This window comes from Mesorhizobium vachelliae, from assembly GCF_033977325.1.
Classification (GTDB): domain Bacteria; phylum Pseudomonadota; class Alphaproteobacteria; order Rhizobiales; family Rhizobiaceae; genus Mesorhizobium; species Mesorhizobium vachelliae.
Genome location: NZ_JAVIIR010000010.1, coordinates 82,615 through 102,517, shown reverse-complemented (window position 1 = coordinate 102,517; position 19,903 = coordinate 82,615). Strand labels below are relative to the sequence as shown.

The window sequence follows — 19,903 nt, the reverse complement described above, 5'->3', positions numbered from 1 at the left end:
CCGCTGCATTCAGGGAATTCGGTGGCGCGGGCAGCGTCGCTGCCGCCCGCGCCACGATGGCGCCACCCTTTATTTCTTGGCGTAGAACTCCTTCAGCTTGTCTTCAGGCAGCTCCGATGGCCACCAGACATTGGCCGAGAGATCATCGCGGTAGTATTTCTTGACCTTCTCGATATCCCAGCCGGGCGGGTTGTAGTCATAGTGCTTCTTCAACTCCTTGCCTTCGAGCAGGGCGACCGCGGCCCGGATGCCGGCGGCGCCCTGGGCTGGGCTGTATTCCGCCGAGATCGACTTGAAGCCGTCGGCGATCCACTGGCCGAAGAAGCCGTTGTTGCCCTCGCCGGTGATCGGCGGAATCTTGGCGCCGAACTGCTTGAAGACGTCAACGCAGGCGCGCGTCATGTCGGCGCCGGAAGACCAGATGCCGCCGACCTCGGGATTGTTGAGGTAGAGCGTCTCGCAGAGCTTCTTGGCCTTGTCGTACTGCCAGTCGCCATGCTCCTCGGCGATGATCTTGACGTCGGTCCCCTTCAGCGCCTGCAGCAGGCCGTTGTAGCGGTTGGTGTCTTCAGGATGGCCGGCGAGCCCGCGCAGCACCCAGATATTGCCCTTGCCGCCAAGCTCCTTGACCAGGAAGTCGCCCATTACCTTGCCGAAATGCTCGGCGCCGCCCTGGATTTCGGTGGTGAAGGCGTCGCTCTCGATGCGACCGGTATGCACGATGACGGGAATGCCCGCCGCCACGGCCTTGGCGATGCTGGCGTCCGCCGAGGTCGAGGTGACCGGCTGGACGATGATGGCGTCGACCTTCTGGGCAATCAGGTCCTCGATGTCGGCGACCTGCTTCTTCTGGTCGAAGCCGGCATCGAGCAGGATGAACTTGGCGATGCGCTTGTCCTTGGCCGCGGCCGCCTCGGCCTCATGTGCAACTTGCACCGTCCAGGTGTTGGCATTGACGCCGAAATCGCTCATGCCGATGACCCACGGCGGATCTTTCTTGAACTTCCCGGCCTCGACCGTCGGGTTGTCGCCGGCACGGGCGGTAACCCCGTCGAGCAGCGATACGTCGTCGGCGAACGAGGGAGCGCACCACATGGTGGTCGCGATCACTGCCGCTGCGATTGATTGGATAATCCGTCTCACTGAGCCATCCTCCTTCTCAAGCTCCACGAACCCTGGCGACCAGGGCCACGACTTCCCCATCGGCGTCCGGCCATGGCCAAACACCGCACCTGCCGGGCGAGCCGGCACTGCTTCAGTTCAACGCTCAACCCGCGCGCATGGCTGCTGGAGACAAAGGTCCAGCGTTGCCGCCATGGATCATGGCAGCCGGTCGGCGCAAAAGTTTCGGGGCATTCCTCCCAGGCTCACTTCAATCATCGATCCGGCGGGCTGTCAATAATTATTCAGAGTGATGGATTATCTTTGCGGCTTGCGCTACCTTTCCGCCAGATGGCAGGGTCGCGGGACGCGGACGGCCGACTCTCGTCCGATAACCCCTGCAAATCGGAACCTTGGCTGGATCGGGGAGGAGCATGCGATCGGTCTTGTGCTACGGCGACTCCAACACACACGGGCAGGTCCCCGGCGGCACGCCGCTTGACCGCTACGGCCCGGCCGAACGCTGGCCCGGTGTCATGGCAAGGGAGCTGGGCGTCGGCTGGCATGTCATCGAGGAAGGTCTCAGCGGCCGCACGACGGTGCGCGATGATCCGATCGAGGGTGCCCACAAGAACGGGCGCACTTACCTCAGGCCATGCCTGCAGAGCCATGCCGTTCTCGATCTCGTCATCATCATGCTGGGCACCAACGACCTCAAGGCGCGTTTCAACCAGCCGGCCTCGGAAGTGGCGATGGCCATGGGCTGCCTTGTCTACGACATCAAAGAGCTGAAGCCCGGTCCGGGCGGTAGCGTGCCCGAGATCATGATCGTGTCTCCGCCACCGATGCTGGATGACATCAAGGAATGGCGGTCGATCTTCGCCGGCGCGCCGGCGAAGTCGCGGCAGCTGGCGCTCGAATTCGAGATCATCGCCGATTCGCTCGAAGTGCATTTCTTCGACGCGGGCTCGGTCGTCACCTGCGATCCGCTCGACGGATTCCACATCAACGGACAGGCGCATGCCTCGCTTGGCCGTGCGCTGGCCCGCGAAGTCGAAGCAATCGGGTGGCCGGATGAGAAATAAACGCGGCATACGGGTGTCCCGCACGACCGATTGCGAGAGGACGCACCATGCCTGACATGCGCTTCGCGCCGCCTAACCCGCTGCGGATTGCGGACCGCGCCAGCGGCCTCAACGCCGTCAGCGTGCGCAGCTACAACGAGCGCCTCGTGCTGTCGCTCCTGCTCCAGAGCAAGGATATCACTCGCCTCGAGATCGGCGAGCGGACCGGCCTGTCGGCACAGACGGTATCCGTCATCGTCCGATCGCTTGAGCAGGAGGGGTTGATCGCGAAGGGCGAAGCCCAGCGCGGGCGCGTCGGGCCGCCGACGGTGCCGCTATCGCTCAATCCCGAAGGCGCCTATTCCGTCGGCATCAGCGTCGGGCACCGGCAGGTGGAGGTCGTGCTCGTCGATTTTGTCGGCTCGATCCGCTCCCATGCGGTGCTGCCGTTCTCGGCTGCCGCGCAGGACACCAACCATCCGCAATTCATGAGCGCTGTCGCCAAGGCCATCGCCGATTTGCCGCAGCACCTTCATTCACGCATCGCCGGCATCGGCCTTGCCCTGCCGGGCGACGAGGTGGAGCTCGAGCTGACACCCAAGGCGGCCCGCGAGCGGTTCGACGCCTTGCAGGAAGAGGTCGAGCGGGAGATCGGTTACCCCGTCTACGTCCAGAACGACATCACGGCGGCGGCCGGCGGTGAAAGCATGTTCGGCGTCGCCAAGCACCTTTCGGACTATCTTTTCTTCTATCTCGGCGCGCGCCTGCACAGCCGCCTTGTCCTCAACCACCAGATCTACAACACCACCGGCGCGGTGAGCTTCGATGTCGGTATCCTGCGGCTCGAACAAGAGATCACCAGACAAGGAAGGCAGACGTCCGAGCTCTGGGAAAGAGGCGCGGGCTGGCCGTCATTTGGCGAGGCCGAGATCGCGTGGCAGCGCGAGCTGGTAGGGCAAATGAAGTCGTCGATCTCGGCTCTGAAGCAGTTCGTTCCGATCACCTCGGTCGTCCTGTCCTCCTACGCGCCCCAGGCGGTCTGCAAGGCGATCTGCCGGGAACTCGAGCAGGCCATGCCGGGCATAGCCGCCATAGCCGGCAACATCGAGCGTTCGCCCAAGGCAGTGGGAGCGGCGGGCCTTCCTTTCAGCTCGCGGTTCATGGTGGAGTGAAGTTTACAACGGTCGAAGGCTGCCGACGGGGCGACGCCGGGTCAGCCTGAGATAATTTCGTAGTGAAGAATCTGGGCGTCGCCGAGGGACGATCTGCGGCCAGGCGAGATGACGCCGGAGCCGAAGAGGACAATATCTTCGCGGCGTACGAATACTTCATCGCCGGGTCCCATCGACACAAATGTGCCCGACGAGCTTCGCTCGACGAGCCGGGCCTTGCCATTCGAAATGGTGAAGGTCGCGTGGTGCCTTGAGACCCACGGCCGCTGGACGACGATATTGCATTCCGGCGATCGGCCGATCGTCACGAATTCGTTGTTTCGGCAGGATCGCAACTGATCTTCATAGCGGATGACCAGATTGACCCGCGGCGGCGGCGCGGAGCGCCTGTCGACAAAGGTGCCCTGGCTGGCGATATGCGTGTTGGGGGCCGCATCGTCGCTTCCCAGGGTATAGACGTCGAAGAGTTCCTGCTTCCCCTTGAAGGCCATTTTGTCGAGGAGCCGCAAGGCATCGCGGCTGCCCGAGGAAAGGGCTTCGAAGAAGCTCTGGCTGATCAGCACCTCCCCGGGATTGGCCGTGGCGGACAACCTCGCGGTGACATTGACCACGTCGCCGAATAGCGCGCCGCGCGCGCGAATGACCGCCCCGAAATGCAATCCGATACGGGCGCTCAACGGCCCTTTCGTCAGTTGGCTGCTGATTTGGCAGACGGCTCCCAGTGCCGCCTCCGGCCTCTCGAACAGGCTGAGCACGTCATCGCCCTTCGAGTAAATGAAATCACCGCCATGCCGGGCGACAATCTCGCGTATCGCGTCGAGGCAATCCGAGACCTGCTGTAGGGCCGCATCGTCGCCGATGCGCTCATAGAGCGGCGTGCTGCCCACGACATCAGCTAGGAGGACTGCGGCCAGAAGTCTTTCCTGATCCATCGACTCGTATCCGCCCCGAGAACGCGGCGTGTATAGCATACCAAAGTCGACTTTGACTTATCTACGTGCACGCCAAAGGCGCCGGCGCGACGGGGCTAACCCGGGCTTCCCGCCGCCGGATTGGCGATGATCGCCGCCCGGAAGCGGGCGACGAAATCGTCCAGCGCCGGGCGCTCGGCGTCCGAGATCGCCCAGTAGGAGAAGGCGTCGTCGGTCCAGTGGACCAGGAGGAAGCCGCCCGCCGACAGGTCGTCCGCCACCGGCACCGATTTGGCTTCGTTCTGCCGGGGTGCGGCCACCAGCGTGATCAGATGCTCGTGATGGCGGTAGACCAGCGCCGGCATCGGCCTGTCACCGATCACCTCGACGCGGCCGCCAAGCAGCGCGTAGCCGTCCTTGGTCATGTCGGGCGCCGCCGGCGACACGCCGATGCGGCCATCGAGCCACGGCTTCACGGTGTGGCGGTCGGACGAGACGATGTCGACCGGGGTCGCCGCGAGCAGGCTGCGGCGATGGCCGTTGGCGACGGCGACCGCGAAGCTGTCGGAGCCATTGTCCGCCGTCGTCAGCCACTGCGTGGCGCCACTGGCGAGAACAGCCGTGAGCGCGATCGAGGCCGCCATCTGGCGCCAGTCGAAGGAGTTGAACCAGCGTGCCGCGCGCGGCCGCATCTCGACGACATTGCCCTGCTGCTGTTGCGGTTGAACGGACGGCTGCGCTTCCGCCTTTACGGGCTCAGACTGCGCGACCTCCGCGGCCCCGGGATCCTTCACCTCGGCGATGGCCGCGATGCGCGCCAGGAAATCGTCGCTGACGGCCGGGCGCGGCACGTTGGCGACAGCGCCGCGCAGCGCCATCAGGCGCGCATATTCGGCGGAAAGCTCCGGATCGGCGGCCATGCGGCGCTCGACCGCCAAGGCGGCCGCGGCGTCGAGCTCGCCATCGACAAGGGCGTGGATCATCAGCTTCATATCCTGCGGGTCTTGCGGCAATCCATCCTCACGGGGGCCATCCTCACGCGGGCGATTTTCATGCGGGCTCATGGCGGCGCCCTCCAAGTTCCGTCATCAAGAGGCCGCGGGCTCTCGCCAGCCGCGACATCACCGTGCCTTGCGGCACGCCGAGCATGGTGGCGATCTCGCGGTAGCTGAGACCGTTTATGTCGCGCAGCACCAGCGTTTCGCGGAAGGCTTGCGGCAGCCTTGCGATCGCCGCTTCCACCGCCGCCGAATTCGCCTTGGCGATCAGCGCCGCCTCCGGGCTGTCGGCATCGGAGTCGGGCGGCGGCGACACGTCGTCGAGATCGGCGAGGTCGCCGACGGCAACCACGCTGCGCGGACGGTTCTTCGCCATCCATGTATAGGAGGCGTTGCGCACGATGGTGAGCAGCCAGGCGCGGGCATTGCCGCCGGCAAAGCCGGCAATGCCCGCATGCGCCTTGAGGCAGGCCTCCTGCACGACATCCTCGGCATCGGCCGTGTTGCCGGTCATCCAGCGGGCAAGCGACAACGCATCGCCAAGGTGCGGCAGCACCACTTCGGCAAAACGCGCGGCCAGCATCTTTTCGCTCAACACCGTTCCGCCGTCGGGCGCTCCCGCCATGGGTCTGCCGCCGCCCTCAGCGGGAGGCGACGATCTGTCCCTGCTCGTGCGGGTGAAGATCGCGACCGCAGGCGATGGCGCCTGCTTCGAGGGAGGAGAAGGCATTGGTGTCACCGGAGTCAAGTGTCTCGGAAGCAAGGGGCGCCTCGGCAGGGGACGGCGCATCGCTGGCTGCAACGGGGTGCTTGCCGTCATGGTCGTGGATCTTGATGGTTGCGATCGACACGGGTCAGGGCCGGCGGCGGGGCGGTATCGCCCAGAACAGATGCGCCCAGCTGCAACGCTCCAGGGGACGACGGCGGCTGACACCTTCGCCCTCATCAGCCCGTGCGTATTTGTCTTCGTGCCGCTTCATGATGGTCTCCTTTTGTTGCGCACAAAGGGCGCATGCCCTGGAGACCGGCGGACCGGGCCGTTTATTCCCGGCCGGTAAGCTTTTTCGTTCACGCTAATGTGATCGCGATGGCGTACGGCCTACAGCGCCAGCAGCGCAAGTCCCGCCAGAGCCGAGGCCCCCAGCGTCGGCAGCATGCCGAGTTTCAGCCTGAACATGGCGACCATCGCCGCCACCGACAGCAGCGCGGCGCGCCAGTCGAGCGAGGACAGGACCGGAACCTCCACGCCCCAGCCGACGCTTGCGACCTTGCCGAAGACGACATGCAGCGCGAACCACAGCGCAAGGTTCATGATGACACCGACGACCGCCGCGGTGATCGCGCCCAGCGCCGCCGCCAGCGCCTTGTTCTGCCTGAGCTGCTCGATGTAGGGCGCGCCCAGGAATATCCAGAAGAAGCAAGGGACGAAGGTGGCCCAAAGCGTCAGCGCCGACCCGAGCGATCCGGCAAGCAAGGGATTGATCGCGCCGGCATGGCGATAGGCCGCGGCGAAGCCGACGAATTGCAGCACCAGGATCAGCGGTCCGGGCGTCGTTTCGGCAAGTCCCAGCCCGTCGACCATCTGGCCCGGCGAGAGCCAGCCGAACGAGGTGACCGCAGCCTGCGCGACATAGGCGAGCACCGCATAGGCGCCGCCGAAGGTGACGACGGCCATCAGGCTGAAGAAGCCGCCGATCTGCGCCCAGACGCTGCCTGGCCCCGCCAGCACGGCGATCAGCGCCACTGGCCCCAGCCATAGCGGCAACCAGATGGCGACGGTGCGGAGAGCATGCCCTCGTGACGGCACGGCGTGGCCAAGCTCGCCGCGCTCGAACATCAGATCGACCACGCCTCTTCTGTCAGCGGTGGCGCTGCCCTTGCCATGCGCCGAGCCGGAAAAAAGCCTTGGCGCGAAGCGGTTGCCGGCCCAGCCGATGAGCCCCGCTGCAAGCACGATCAGCGGGAACGGCACCTTGGCGACGTAGATAGCGAGGAAGGCCGCCACGGCGATCGCCACCATCGCGCGGTTCTTCAGCGCCCGCTTGCCGATGCGGATCACCGCCTCGACGACGACGGCAAGCACCGCCGCCTTGATTCCGAAGAACAGCGCTTCGACGACCGGCGCGTCGTTATAGAGCATATAGAAGCTGCTCAGGCCCAGCATGACCAGCGCACCTGGCAGCACGAACAGGATGCCCGCGACGAGGCCGCCCGCCGTCCGGTGCAGCAGCCAGCCGATATAGACGGCAAGCTGCTGCGCTTCGGGCCCGGGCAGGAGCATGCAGTAATTGAGCGCGTGCAGGAAACGCTCCTCGCCGATCCAGCGGCGCTCCTCGACCAGCTCCCTGTGCATCAGCGCGATCTGCCCGGCCGGCCCGCCGAAGGAGAGCACGCCGATCTTTGCCCAGAGCCGCGTCGCCTCGCGGAAGCTCGGCTTGGCCGGAGCCTCGACCGGCCGCGCGGCGTCGTTCTTGGCGAGCGCGGTCATTGCGCCTTGCCTCCCGCCGGCCAGTTATGCGTCTCGTCCGCGGCGTCGCGGCACCAGCGGAAGAAGGCGTCGTAGAGTAGCATGCCGGCCTCGAGCTGCTCGAGGTCGTCGCGGAACATGCGCGACAGGCCGAGCGAGGCGGCGAGGAACCCCGCCGCCTGCGGCACGAGGTCGAGGCGCGCCGTGTCCGCCCCGCGCACGATCAGCGCCAGGCGATCGAGCGCTTCGACGCACAGGCCGAATTCCTCGATCATCGTATCGAATGTGCAGCGATCGTCGCGATGGCTCCAGAACACGCCTTCGATGTCGAACGGAACCGCTGCGAACCGATCGGCCACCAAGGGCACCTCGGCCGGATCGACGAACAGGAACACCGCCTTCGGATCGACGAAGCGGCGGATCAGCCAGGGGCATGCGATGCGGTCGACCTTCGGCCGCGAACGCGTGACCCAGACCGTACGCCCCTTTTCGTCGCGCGGCGGGATCGCGCCGGCGCTGACCAACGAAGCCTTGGCGGCGACCCAGGCCTCGAAGCCGCCTTCAAGCGACTCCGCCGGAATGCCTTCATGACGCAACCATGCGGCAACGCCTTGCGAGAGCTTCTGCCCGCTCTGGCAGATCACGACGACCTTGCGTCCGGAAAATTCCGCTGCCCAGGTCGGGACCGTCCGGAAATCGCGCCGGCATGAGGCCGGCAACAGGCGCGGATCGGCTTCATAATCCTCGTCGGTGCGCACATCGACCAGGCAAGGCGCGTCGGGCAGGCCGACGAGACGGGCAAGCTGCGGAACGGTAATTGCGGTTGTTGATGGCATGGCGTCCACCTCCTGAACAGAGAGAGTCTGGACGCGATCGTTGGGCTGACGCCTCACGGGGTCGTCGCGGGGAACCCCTTGCGGGAATGCTGGAACGGTCCCCCGCGATTGTCAAGAATTCAAATTGCGGGAAAGGCAGTATCTCCGCCCCGCCCCTAAACTGAAACGGCCGGTGGCCTTACTGCGCCGTCCAGCCGCCATCCATCGGCAGGGTCGTGCCGGTGATCTGCTTGGCCGCATCCGTGCACAGGAACAGCGCAAGCGCGGCAAGCTCCTCGACGGTGACGAACTCCTTGGTAGGCTGCGCGGCCAGAAGCACGTCGTGCTTGACCTGCTCCTCGGTCATGCCGCGCGCTTTCATCGTATCGGGGATCTGCTTCTCGACCAGCGGCGTCCAGACATATCCGGGCGCGATCGCATTGACGGTGATCCCGTTCTGCGCGACCTCCAGCGCAACCGTCTTGGTCAGGCCGGCGATGCCGTGCTTGGCCGAGACATAGGCCGACTTGAACGGCGAGGCGACCAGCGCATGCGCCGAAGCCGTGTTGATGATGCGGCCCCATTTGCGGCTCTTCATGCCGGGCACCGCCGCCTTGATCGCGTAGAAGGCTGCCAGAAGGTTGATGCGGATGATGGCTTCCCACTTGTCGTCGGGAAACTCCTCGATCGGCGCAACATGCTGGATGCCCGCATTGTTGACTAGGATGTCGAGGCTGCCGAACGCCTCCTCGGCCTCGCGGATCATGGCGGTGACGGCAGCACCATCCATCATGTTGGCGCCCGAGTAGCGGCACTTGACGCCGAAATCCTTCTCGATGCCGGCCCGCTCCTGCTCGATCGCAGCGGCATCGCCCAGGCCGTTGATGGTGACATTGGCGCCCTCGGCGGCGAAGGCACGCGCGATTGCGAGGCCGATGCCGCTGGTCGAGCCGGTGACGAGCGAATTCTTCGAAGACAGGGAACCCATGGGAAATCTCGCGACAGGAGGGAAGAGTATCGGGGCCGACAATCGGGAAGGCACACGATTTGTGCGCCGCAGCATCACAATGCCACACCCATATGTCGGCGCTATTACAGCTCCGCAAGGGCGTTTGCCGGTTCCCGAAAGCGCCGTCTTGGCGTTGACACGGCACTGTCATGCTGCCGTGCAACATATTTGCCAGCGCATTCGCGCGGGGTCATTTCAAACCTGTTTGGGGCACCAGCCATGGAAATCGCCGACGTCGTGAAGCGCGCCTATGCGATGCCGCTCACCAACCCGTCCTTCCCGCCCGGCCCTTATCGTTTCTTCGACCGCGAATACATCATCATCACCTACCGCACGACGCGCGAAGCGCTCGAGGCCGTCGTGCCGGCGCCACTCGAGATCGAGGAGCCGCTGGTGAAATACGAGTTCATCCGCATGCCGGATTCGACTGGCTTCGGCGACTACACCGAGACCGGCCAGGTCATCCCTGTGCGCTACAAAGGCCAGCATGGCGGCTACGTGCATTCCATGTATCTCGACGACGACGCGCCGATCGCCGGCGGCCGCGAGCTCTGGGGGTTCCCGAAAAAGCTCGCCAGCCCCAAGATCGTGCATGAAGGCGAGGTGGTGGTCGGCACCCTGCATTACGGCAGCGTTCTGTGCGCCACCGGCACCATGGGCTATAAGCACCGCGAGGCCGATCACGACCAGGTGCTGGCCTCGCTCGCCGCGCCCAATTTCCTCATCAAGATCATCCCGCATGTCGACGGCAGCCCGCGCATCTGCGAGCTGGTCCGCTACTACCTCACCGACGTCACGCTGAAGGAGGCCTGGACGGCGCCCGCCGCGCTCGACCTTCGCCCGCATGTCATGGCGGACGTCGCCAAGCTGCCGGTGCTGGACATCGTCTCGGCCGTTCATTTCACCGCCGACCTGACGCTCGGCTTGGGCGAAGTGGTGCATGATTACCTCGCCGACCACGGCCGATCGGCGGCCGGTGCGAAGGAGCTGGAGAAAGCCGGTGCTTGAGCGTAACCGCAGCAAGGCGGTTGCCGCCACCATCCAGGAAATCACCGCGCAATATGACCGCATCGCTTTGGTCTTCCAGGGCGGCGGCGCGCTCGGCGCCTATCAGGCGGGTGTCTATCAGGCGCTTGCCGATGCCGGCTGCGAGCCGACCTGGCTGTCCGGCGTCTCGATCGGCGCCATCAACGCCTCGATCATCGCCGGCAACGAGCCGAGCCGCCGCCTGCAGCGGCTGGAGCAGTTCTGGCAAACGATCTCGGGCCGCAAGATCTGGGCCTATACGCCCGAAGGCGACATCTATCGCGACATCCGCAACCAGACTTCGTCGTTGATGACCATGACCATGGGCCAGCCCGGCTTCTTCAAGCCGCGCAGCCCCAACCCCTGGTTCCAACTGGCGGGAGCGGAAGGCGCCACCAGCTTCTACGACACCGCCGAGCTCAAGGACACGCTGGAAAGCCTGATCGACTTCGACGTGCTGAACGACGGCAAGAAGCGCTTAAGCGTCGGCGCGGTCAATGTCAGGACCGGCAATTTCGTCTATTTCGACACCGACAAGGTGCGCATCGGACCGGAGCACATCATGGCGAGCGGCGCGCTGCCGCCGGCCTTCCCCTCGATCCGCATCGAGGGCGAGTATTACTGGGACGGCGGCATCGTTTCCAACACGCCGCTGCAATATCTGCTCGACCAGGAAGAGGACCGCTCCTCGCTGGTTTTCCAGGTCGATCTGTTCAGCGCGCGCGGCGTGCTGCCGCGCGGCATGGCCGACGTCCTGTCGCGCCACAAGGACATCATGTATTCCAGCCGCACGCGCCAGAACACCGACAATTTCCAGCGCATCCATGCCTTGAAGATGAAGCTTCTCGACGCGCTGAAGCGCGTGCCGCCGGACCAGCTCAAGGACGGCGAGAAGGAATTGATGGCCGACTATTCCGACGCCGGCGTCGTCAACATCGTCCACCTGATCTACCAGCACAAAGGCTATGAAGGCCACGCCAAGGACTACGAGTTTTCCGGCACCTCGATGCGCGAACACTGGGAGATGGGCCTGGAAGACACCGAGCGCACGCTGCGCCACAAGAAATGGCTGATGCTGCCCGAGAATGCCGAAGGCGTCACCATCCACGACCTGCACCGCGAAGACCCGACTTGAGACTTGCAGCCGGCTAGAGCAATTCCAGGTATAGTGTAAGCGGTTTTCCGTCTGGAATTGCGCCAAAAACAAAGAGATAGAGCGGTTCGCCGTTTCCGTGAAACGGTGAAACGCGCTAAGCGCGGCCCGGCCGGCCACTATCCGAGTTCACGCGCGACTCGCTTGCGGCGACGAACGCCTCGGAGGGCGGCCTTCCGTCCGGAAGGTATCCTTCGCCGGTCTGGGCCGGAACAACGCTGACACCATACGCATCGCGAACGCTGTACCGGCGCGCGCCTCAAGCACGCGCACCGCTTGGCTGATCCGATGGAGTCACCCGAGTTCCGCGGCGGCCCGCCGAAAACTGCTGTGCAGGGGCAACGGTTGGAAATGCCTCCGTTCCGCCTAGCACTCTTTGCAGACTGTGAAGTTCCCCTTCATAGCCTATCAACATTATCGCGAATAGCCGCTTGCGAGAAGCGCGCGTACATCCGGGCTAAGCAAATGCACTAGGCACAATGGAGCACCGCGGATGGCCGCCGAAGCTGCTTCCTCTGCTATCATTCCGTCGCGTGCCGCCTGGAGCGGCCTGGGATGGTTTGCGCCGCTCACGGCGCTGTGGTTACTGTTGATCTACAGTTGGCCGACGATCCCGGCCAGTGGCGTTCCGACCACGGCCCACCAAATCGCAGCTCACGGACTCATTGCGCTGGGTTTATGGCGAGGCCTCGAGCACACAAGCCTGACGCGAGGTCAACGCCGCGCGACCTGGCTGGCGGTCATGATCCCGGACACACTGTGGCTCGCGGCAGCCTGGAGCGCTGCGATCAATGGCGTCTTCCACCCGGACACCACGTCTTTGCCGGCGTTGCCGTTGGCGATCTTTCTGCCAGTGATCATCGGCGCGCCGCTTGTGCTGTTCTCCAAGCGGATCGGGCAGGTGCTCGATGCGATGCCAGCGAGCTGGCTTGTCGCGCTTCAGCTCTACCGCATATTCGGCATTTGGGCGCTCGCGGCATGGCTGCACGGCGCACTACCCGGCGTGTTCGCAGTGCCGGCAGGCATCGGCGATACGTTGACCGGGCTTTTCGCATTACCGGCGGCGATCGCATTGGCGACGGGCACAGCCGAAGGCCGCACGGCAGCAACTCTATGGAACATCCTCGGCCTTGCCGACTTCGCCGTAGCGATCACCATGGGCATGATCACTTCCCCAGGCCCATGGCAGTTGATCGTTCCTGATGTGCAGAGCATCGGCGCCGGCGATTATCCGGGTGTGCTGACCCCCGCTTTCGTGGTGCCGAGCTCAATCCTGCTGCATGTGTTGTCGCTGCGCCAGTTGCGCCGTCGCAACAGGGCGGAGGTTGCCGGCGATAGATCGTGAAGGCAACAAAAAGTAACGGCGCCTCCAACGGCGCCGTTACTTTTGAGGTTGTTGCGCCTCAGAAAATGTGGCGCAGGATCACGAACAGCACGAAGGCCAGCGCTATCGAGCACGGCAGCGTGAGAACCCAGGCAAGCGCCAGGTTGCGCACCGTCGACCACTGCAGGCCGGAGCCGTTGGCGGCCATCGTGCCGGCGACGCCGGACGACAGCACATGGGTGGTCGACACCGGCAGGCCGAAGCGATCGGCCATGCCGATGGTGACCATCGCCACCAGCTCGGCGGCGGCGCCTTGGCCATAGGTCAGGTGGCTCTTGCCGATCTTCTCACCGACGGTGACGACGATGCGCTTCCAGCCAACCATGGTGCCGAGGCCGAGCGCCAGCGCCACGGCGACCTTCACCCACAGCGGGATGAACTTCGTCGCGTTGTCGACCGCCTTGTGATAGTTGGTGACCGCCTTGAGGTCATCGGCCTGCATCGGCAGCAGCTGCTTCTTGTCGATCAGCTTCAGCGCCTCGCCGATCAGGTAAATGTCGTTGCGGGCATTGCTGACCAGATCGGTCGGCACCTTGTCAACCGTCGCGTAGGGCTGCAGCCCGGCAGTCGTGTCGTGGATGAATTTCTGCAGCGCCACCGTCGTCTGGTCGCTCCACAATCTGCTCCGCACGGCTTCCTGAACCGTCGCCTTGGCGTCCGCGACAGTGACTTCCGGCTTGATGTATCTGCCGAGCGCCTGCTCGACGGCGACGGAAGCCGACTTGTAGGCCTCCAGATAGTTGATATCGGGCGTGCGGTTGAGTGCAAAAGCGGTTGGCACCACGCCGATCAGGATCAGCATGATCAGGCCCATGCCCTTCTGACCGTCATTGGAGCCATGCGCGAAGCTGACGCCAGTGCAGGTGAAGATCAAAAGCGCGCGGATCCACCACGGCGGCGGCGCGCTGCCCGTCGGCGCCGAATAGAGCGCCGGATTGCGAACCAGAAGCTTCATGACATAAAGCAGCAGGGCGGCCGCGAAGAAGCCGACGATCGGCGAGACCAGCAGGGTCACGCCGACATTGGTTGCCTGCGACCAGTCGACGCCGCTGGTGGCGCTTCCGGCCGGTGCCATGAACTGGTTGGCGAGGCCGACGCCGATGATCGAGCCAACCATCGTGTGCGAGCTCGAAGCCGGCAGGCCGAGGAACCAGGTGCCGAGATTCCACAGGATGGCTGCGACCAGCAGGGCGAACACCATCGCAAAACCGGACGACGAGCCGACCTGCAGGATGAGCTCGACGGGCAGCAACGACAGGATGCCGAAGGCCACCGCGCCGCTGGACGTGAGAACCCCAAGGAAGTTGAAGACGCCCGACCACATGACGGCGAATTCGGCCGGCAGCGAGCGGGTGTAGATCACGGTCGCCACGGCGTTGGCGGTGTCGTGGAAGCCGTTGACGAACTCGAAGCCCAGAGCAATCAGAAGGGCGATGCCAAGCAGGATCCAGGGCACCGTCTTGGCTTCGGCTAGATCCTGGCTCAGCGCGTAGCCGACATAGATGATGCCGACGAGCACCAGCACGCCGAAAGCCGGCATGAACCATTTGGCCCCGCTCGATTGTTCAAGCGGATGATCCGGTCTCGGGATCCCCGCCTCACTGGAAACTACGTCCACCATTGTCCCACTCCATTTGCATTGCAGCAAAGAACCGGGATGGACGCTATGTCGCCAGGATGAAGCTGGTGTGACGCTCTTAACCGTTTGGTCACCACCAAACCGTTTGGTCACCTATCCGGCTATCTTCAGGAGCGAAGACACCAACAACTTGCGCTCGTCTTCGGAAAGCACGTCTGAATCAAACAAATTCATGCTGCGCATCCCCTCGATGGCGAGAAAGCAGACGAGCAGCGAGCCGAGGTCCTCCGTCTCCGCCTTCAGCCGTTCGAACAGCTGGTGCTTGAAGGCCTTTATCGGCGTCAGGAAATCAGGATCCTCCGCGATCGCCGAGAACATCCAGGACGCCGAGGGTTTCGGCCGCTCGCAGTCGTCGGCCGACAGCTTGATATAGGCCGAGAGCACGCTTTCATGGTCGGCCGCGGCGGCACGCTCTTCCAATGCCTTCTGGAAATCGCTGAGATAGCTTTCGACCAACCCCTGCATCAGCTTGGCCTTGGTCGGGAAATTGTAGAGCAGGCCGCCTTTCGACACCCCGGCGCGGCTGGCGACCGCCTCGAGCGACAGGCTTCCCGGGCCTGCCTCGCGCGCGACGTCGGCGGCGGCGGCAAGTATCTTTTCGCGTGAGTTGGCCCTGGGTAGTCTCATCGCGCTTCCCCCCTACATTAGCCTAGGCGGAATTGACAAGACCGTCCAGCCGGTACAGTAAGGCGCGCCATTTGAAATCGGGACCTGTCGTCGATATGTGTCCCGGCATCGATTGATTTGCCGGTTGCCGGCTCGAGGGGTTCCATCCGTGAAGCGCTTTTTCATCATCGCCGGATTCTTGCTGCTGCTCGCCTTGGTGTGCGTCGGCATCGTTGGCTTCAACTTCATGCGCGACGCCGGCATCAAGCAGTTTTTCGCCACCATGAAGCCGCCGGCCGCGACGGTTTCGACAGTGACAGTCAAGCCATCGGAATGGACCCCCGGCGTCGAGGCCATCGGCACCGTCAATGCCGTGCGCGGCGTCGACCTTACCGTCGAGACCAGCGGCATCGTCAAGGACATCCTCTTCCACGCCAACCAGAAGGTTGCCGCCGACGCGGTGCTCCTGCAGCTGGATGACGCTGTCGAGAAGGCCGATCTGGTGGCGCAAAAGGCGCAGGCCGCCTCGGATCAGGCGGCGCTGACCCGCGCGATCGAATTGCAGCGGCGCGGCGTCGGCACGGACGCGACGCTCGACGCCGCGCGCGCCGCTGCGGACGCCTCGGCCGCGCAGGTCAACAAGCTGCAGGCCGTGCTCGACCAGAAGCAGTTGTCCGCGCCCTTCGGCGGTACGGTCGGCATTCCGAAGATCGATATCGGCCAGTATCTGGCCCCCGGCAACTCGGTGGTGACGATCCAGGACCTCGACACGATGCGGGTCGACTTCACGGTTCCGGAACAACAGCTGCCGCTGCTCAAGATCGGTCAGACCATCAAGCTCGGCACTAGTCTCGCCGACATGTCCTTTGCCGGCTCGATCCGCGGCATCGACCCGAAGATCGACCCGGCTAGCCGGCTGGTTTCGATCCGCGGCGAGGTCGCCAATCCGGAAGGCAAGCTGACCCCTGGCCAGTTCGTCCAGATCCGTGTCGAGCTGCCGCAGGAGAACAATGTCATTTCCGTGCCGCAGACGGCGGTGACCACCAGCCTCTACGGCGATTATGTCTTCGTCGTCGAGCCGGCGAAGCCCGCCCAGGGTGCCGCTGCCGCGCCGGCAAAGCCGGATGAGCAGAAGGCCAGCGCCGACAAGGCGTCCGGCGAAGCCGCCAAGCCCGCCGACGGCGCCGCGAAGCCGGCTGACACGAAGCCGGCCGACAAGGCGGATAGCGACGCAGCCAAACCGGCCGAGGCCGCGCAGCAGGCGCATACCATCTCGCAGGTGTTCGTGAAGCTCGGCCGCCGCAACAACGGCATGGTCGAGATCGTCGAGGGCCTCAAGGACGGCGACCAGGTCGTCACGGCCGGCCAGAACCGGCTCTTCAACGGCATGTCGGTTGCCGTCGACAACACCATCGACCCCAGCAAATCGGCGAACAAGCAGGTTCAGCAATGAGCTTTTCCGACCTCTTCATCCGCCGGCCGGTGCTCTCGACGGTGCTGGCTTGCATGATCCTGCTTCTGGGCTTCCAGGGCATCTTCGGCTTGTCGATCCGCCAGTATCCGAAGGTTGACGAGACGGCGATCACCATCACCACGGCCTATCCTGGCGCCAGCGCCGACCTGATCCAGGGCTTCATCTCCGCCCCGATCGCACGCGCCGTCGCCTCGACGGAAAACATCGACTACGTGACTTCGTCGAGCCGCCCCTCCACCAGCACTGTGACGGTGCAGATGAAGCTCGGCTCCAATCCGGACGTGGCGCTGGCCGAAGTGCTGTCCAAGGTCCAGGGCGTGCGCGGCACTTTGCCGACCGCCTCGAAGGATCCGGTGATCGTCAAGGGCACCGGCCAGCAGTTCGCGATGATGTACATCTCGATGCAGAACCCGAACATGACGAAGGAGCAGCTCACCGAATATATCGAGCGCGTCATCCGGCCTCGCATCTCGACCGTGGAAGGTGTCGCCGACGTCCAGATCTTTGGCGCCCAGGAATATTCCATGCGCATCTGGATCGACCCGATCCGGCTCGCCGCGCGCGGCGCCACGGCCGTGGACGTGCTGACCGCGATCAACAACTCGAACTTCCTGTCGGCGCCCGGCAACACCGAGAACGAATATGTGGTCTCCTCGATCACCGTGCACTCGACCTTGCAGACGCCCGAGGCCTTCGCCCAGCTCCCGATCCGCTCGACGGATGGCCAGGTGGTGCGGCTGCGCGATGTCGCGCGTGTCGAGCTCGGCGCCAAGAACACCGACACCAGGGTGAGCTTCAACGGCAAGCCGGGAACCTTCCTGGCCATCTTCCCGACGCCGGCGGCGAACCCGCTGACGACGGCGGCGGCGCTCACCAAGCTGGTGCCGCAGATCCAGGACACGCTGCCGAAAGGCATGACGATCGAGATCGTCTACGATGCCACCGGCCAGATCAGCGCCTCGATCGAGGAGGTGTTCAAGACCATCGGCGAGGCCGTCGCCATCGTCGTCGTGGTCATCCTCCTGTTCCTGGGCTCGTTCCGCTCGGTGATGATGCCTATCGTCACCATCCCGCTGTCGCTGATCGGCGTCTGCTTCCTCTTGTTCGCGGTCGGCTACTCGATCAACCTTCTGTCGCTGCTGGCCATGGTGCTGGCGATCGGCCTTGTCGTCGACGACGCCATCGTGGTGGTGGAGAACATCCATCGCCACATGGAGGAGGACCACATGTCGCCGATGCAGGCGGCATTCAACGGCATGCGCGAGATCGCGACCGCCATCATCGCCATGACGATGACGCTGGCCGCGGTCTTCGCGCCGCTCGCCTTCACCGGCGGTCTGACCGGCGCGCTGTTCCGCGAATTCGCCGTCACCCTCGCGGGCTCGGTCGTGCTGTCGGGTCTTATAGCCATCACCATCACGCCGATGATGTCGGCGCGTTTGCTGAAGGCCGGCCAGCACGGCCGCTTCCAGCGCATCGTCGACGGCACGTTCACCCGCGTCGAGCACGTCTATGAGCGGGCGGTCACCGCTTCGCTCAGGAACCGGCCGGTGACGCTGATCATCGTCGTCGCGCTGGTCGCCCTTACCGGCTTCATGTTCACCAAGACCTCGACCGAGCTCGCGCCGGAAGAAGACCAGGGCTTCCTGCTGTCGCTGGTGACCGCGCCGCGCTATGCGACGTCGGATTACACCGAGACCTACGTCAACCAGATCCTCGGCCTGGTGAAGGATATTCCCGAGACCAGGGCGCAGTTCTCGGCCGTTGCCTTCGGCGGCGCCACCAACAGCGCCTTTGTCGGCTTCGCCTTCAAGGACTGGGCGGAACGCAAGCGCAACTCCAAGCAGCTTCAGGCCGACATCCAGGGACGCATCTCCAAGGTCGCCGGCGCCGAGGCCTTCGTCTTCGCGCCGCCGACGCTGCCCGGCTCCGGCGGCGGTCTGCCGATTTCCATGGTCGTGCGCTCCACCGGCGATCCTTCCGAGGTCTTCGACCAGGCGGAGAAGATCAAGAACAAGGCACAGGCCTCGGGCCGCTTCATCGTAGTGCAGAACTCGATGGCCTACGATGCGCCGCAGGTGACCGTCACCATCGACCGCGAGCGCGCGGCGGCGTTGAACCTGCCGATCGCCGATATCGGCAACACGTTGACGCTGCTGGTCGGCGGCGCGGAGGTGGCGCAGTTCGATCGTGATTCCAACAGCTACGACATCATCCCGCAGGTGCCGCAGGAATTCCGCGATAATCCCGAGAAGCTCGGCGAATATTTCGTCCGCAGCGTCGACGGCAAGATGGTGCCGCTGTCGGCGGTCGTGAAGATTTCGACCAACGCCTCGCCCGCGGCCATCGAGCAGTTCAACCAGTTGAACTCCTCGACCATCTCGGCCCTGCCCCTGCCCGGCGTGACCACCGGCGACGGCCTGAAGGTTCTGGAGGATCTCGCCAAGGAGACACTGCCTGACACCTTCTTCGTCGACTATTCCGGCCAGTCGCGGCAGGAGAAGGAACAGGGCAACACCATCCTGATCGCCTTCGCGGCCGCCGTGATCGTGATCTACCTGGTGCTGGCGGCCCAGTTCGAGAGCTTCCGCGACCCGCTGATCATCATGATGGCGGTGCCGCTGTCGATCTTCGGCGCCATCGTGCCGCTCAATATCGGCCTGGGGACGCTCAACATCTACACCCAGGTCGGCCTGATCACGCTGATCGGCCTGATCACCAAGCACGGCATTCTGCTGGTGGAATTCGCCAACCAGCAGCGTGAGATCCATGGCATGCGGCGACGCGACGCCATCATCGCTTCGGCCAAGGTGCGCCTGCGGCCGATCCTGATGACAACGGCGGCCATGGCGCTCGGCGTCGTGCCTCTGATCATCTCGAGCGGCGCGGGCGCAGCCGCGCGCTACTCGATGGGCCTGGTCATCTTCACCGGCATCCTGGTCGGCACCATGTTCACGCTCTTCGTCGTGCCGATGTTCTACACCTTCATCGCCAGCAAGGACCTGCCGCATCTCGCCGAGAAGCCTGATCCGAAGCTGATGCCGGCGCTGCCGAGCTAGAGCAATTCCAGGAAAAGTGTGAGCG

17 protein-coding genes are annotated in these 19,903 nt (G+C 64.5%); 7 read left to right on the top strand and 10 right to left on the bottom strand.

Going from position 1 to position 19,903, the window contains the following annotated elements; all coding sequences use genetic code 11:
• Positions 1-69: 69 nt before the first annotated feature.
• On the bottom strand, positions 70-1,095 hold the full coding sequence (locus RFM41_RS21290) for an ABC transporter substrate-binding protein (RefSeq protein ID WP_430691549.1): 1,026 nt from the start codon (positions 1,093-1,095) through the stop codon (positions 70-72).
• 440 nt (positions 1,096-1,535) lie between these two features.
• On the opposite strand from RFM41_RS21290, the gene RFM41_RS21285 reads away from it, so the two are divergent.
• Together RFM41_RS21285 and RFM41_RS21280 are read left to right on the top strand one after the other, a co-directional pair.
• A complete protein-coding gene (locus RFM41_RS21285) occupies positions 1,536-2,186 on the top strand; it encodes an SGNH/GDSL hydrolase family protein (RefSeq protein ID WP_320250771.1) in 651 nt (216 codons plus the stop codon).
• Between the two features lie 47 nt (positions 2,187-2,233).
• A complete protein-coding gene (locus RFM41_RS21280; RefSeq protein ID WP_320250769.1) occupies positions 2,234-3,337 on the top strand; it encodes an ROK family transcriptional regulator in 1,104 nt (367 codons plus the stop codon).
• A 41-nt stretch (positions 3,338-3,378) separates the two neighbouring features.
• On the opposite strand, the gene RFM41_RS21275 is transcribed toward RFM41_RS21280, so the two are convergent.
• The 7 genes from RFM41_RS21275 to RFM41_RS21245 form a co-directional block, all read right to left on the bottom strand.
• Complete coding sequence (locus tag RFM41_RS21275) at positions 3,379-4,269, bottom strand: adenylate/guanylate cyclase domain-containing protein (RefSeq protein WP_320250767.1); 891 nt, start codon at positions 4,267-4,269, stop codon at positions 3,379-3,381.
• Between the two features lie 95 nt (positions 4,270-4,364).
• Positions 4,365-5,231, bottom strand: coding sequence for an anti-sigma factor (locus RFM41_RS21270; protein WP_320319295.1), 867 nt, complete (start codon positions 5,229-5,231; stop codon positions 4,365-4,367).
• 67 nt (positions 5,232-5,298) lie between these two features.
• Positions 5,299-5,871 (bottom strand): sigma-70 family RNA polymerase sigma factor, encoded by a 573-nt coding sequence (locus RFM41_RS21265; protein WP_320250763.1) that lies wholly within the window; start codon positions 5,869-5,871, stop codon positions 5,299-5,301.
• 16 nt (positions 5,872-5,887) lie between these two features.
• A complete protein-coding gene (locus tag RFM41_RS21260) occupies positions 5,888-6,097 on the bottom strand; it encodes a hypothetical protein (RefSeq protein ID WP_320250762.1) in 210 nt (69 codons plus the stop codon).
• 248 nt (positions 6,098-6,345) lie between these two features.
• Positions 6,346-7,734, bottom strand: coding sequence for a chromate efflux transporter (chrA, locus tag RFM41_RS21255; RefSeq protein ID WP_320250760.1), 1,389 nt, complete (start codon positions 7,732-7,734; stop codon positions 6,346-6,348).
• On the bottom strand, positions 7,731-8,549 hold the full coding sequence (locus RFM41_RS21250) for a chromate resistance protein ChrB domain-containing protein (RefSeq protein WP_320250758.1): 819 nt from the start codon (positions 8,547-8,549) through the stop codon (positions 7,731-7,733). Before RFM41_RS21250 ends, chrA begins: the two co-directional genes overlap by 4 nt.
• A gap of 178 nt (positions 8,550-8,727) precedes the next feature.
• Positions 8,728-9,516: a 3-hydroxybutyrate dehydrogenase gene (locus RFM41_RS21245; protein ID WP_320250757.1), complete on the bottom strand. Its 789-nt coding sequence runs from the start codon at positions 9,514-9,516 to the stop codon at positions 8,728-8,730.
• Between the two features lie 240 nt (positions 9,517-9,756).
• Between RFM41_RS21245 and RFM41_RS21240 the strand changes: the two genes are divergently transcribed.
• The 3 genes from RFM41_RS21240 to RFM41_RS21230 all read left to right on the top strand — a co-directional run bounded on the left by RFM41_RS21240 (position 9,757) and on the right by RFM41_RS21230 (position 13,061).
• Entirely contained in the window at positions 9,757-10,545 is a 789-nt protein-coding gene (locus RFM41_RS21240; RefSeq protein WP_320250755.1) for an acetoacetate decarboxylase, read from the top strand.
• Positions 10,538-11,698 (top strand): patatin-like phospholipase family protein, encoded by a 1,161-nt coding sequence (locus tag RFM41_RS21235; protein ID WP_320250754.1) that lies wholly within the window; start codon positions 10,538-10,540, stop codon positions 11,696-11,698. Before RFM41_RS21240 ends, RFM41_RS21235 begins: the two co-directional genes overlap by 8 nt.
• A 511-nt stretch (positions 11,699-12,209) precedes the next feature.
• Positions 12,210-13,061, top strand: a complete 852-nt coding sequence (locus tag RFM41_RS21230; RefSeq protein WP_320250752.1) for a DUF8737 domain-containing protein — start codon at positions 12,210-12,212, stop codon at positions 13,059-13,061.
• Between the two features lie 58 nt (positions 13,062-13,119).
• Here RFM41_RS21230 and RFM41_RS21225 read toward each other — a convergent pair whose 3' ends face one another.
• Entirely contained in the window at positions 13,120-14,721 is a 1,602-nt protein-coding gene (locus tag RFM41_RS21225; RefSeq protein ID WP_320250750.1) for an inorganic phosphate transporter, read from the bottom strand.
• A gap of 111 nt (positions 14,722-14,832) precedes the next feature.
• On the bottom strand, positions 14,833-15,366 hold the full coding sequence (locus RFM41_RS21220; protein ID WP_320250749.1) for a TetR/AcrR family transcriptional regulator: 534 nt from the start codon (positions 15,364-15,366) through the stop codon (positions 14,833-14,835).
• Positions 15,367-15,514: 148 nt separating this feature from the next.
• Between RFM41_RS21220 and RFM41_RS21215 the strand changes: the two genes are divergently transcribed.
• Complete coding sequence (locus RFM41_RS21215; protein WP_320250748.1) at positions 15,515-16,798, top strand: efflux RND transporter periplasmic adaptor subunit; 1,284 nt, start codon at positions 15,515-15,517, stop codon at positions 16,796-16,798.
• A complete protein-coding gene (locus RFM41_RS21210) occupies positions 16,795-19,878 on the top strand; it encodes an efflux RND transporter permease subunit (RefSeq protein WP_320250747.1) in 3,084 nt (1,027 codons plus the stop codon). The genes RFM41_RS21215 and RFM41_RS21210 overlap by 4 nt, the downstream gene beginning before the upstream one ends.
• Positions 19,879-19,903 lie beyond the last annotated feature (25 nt).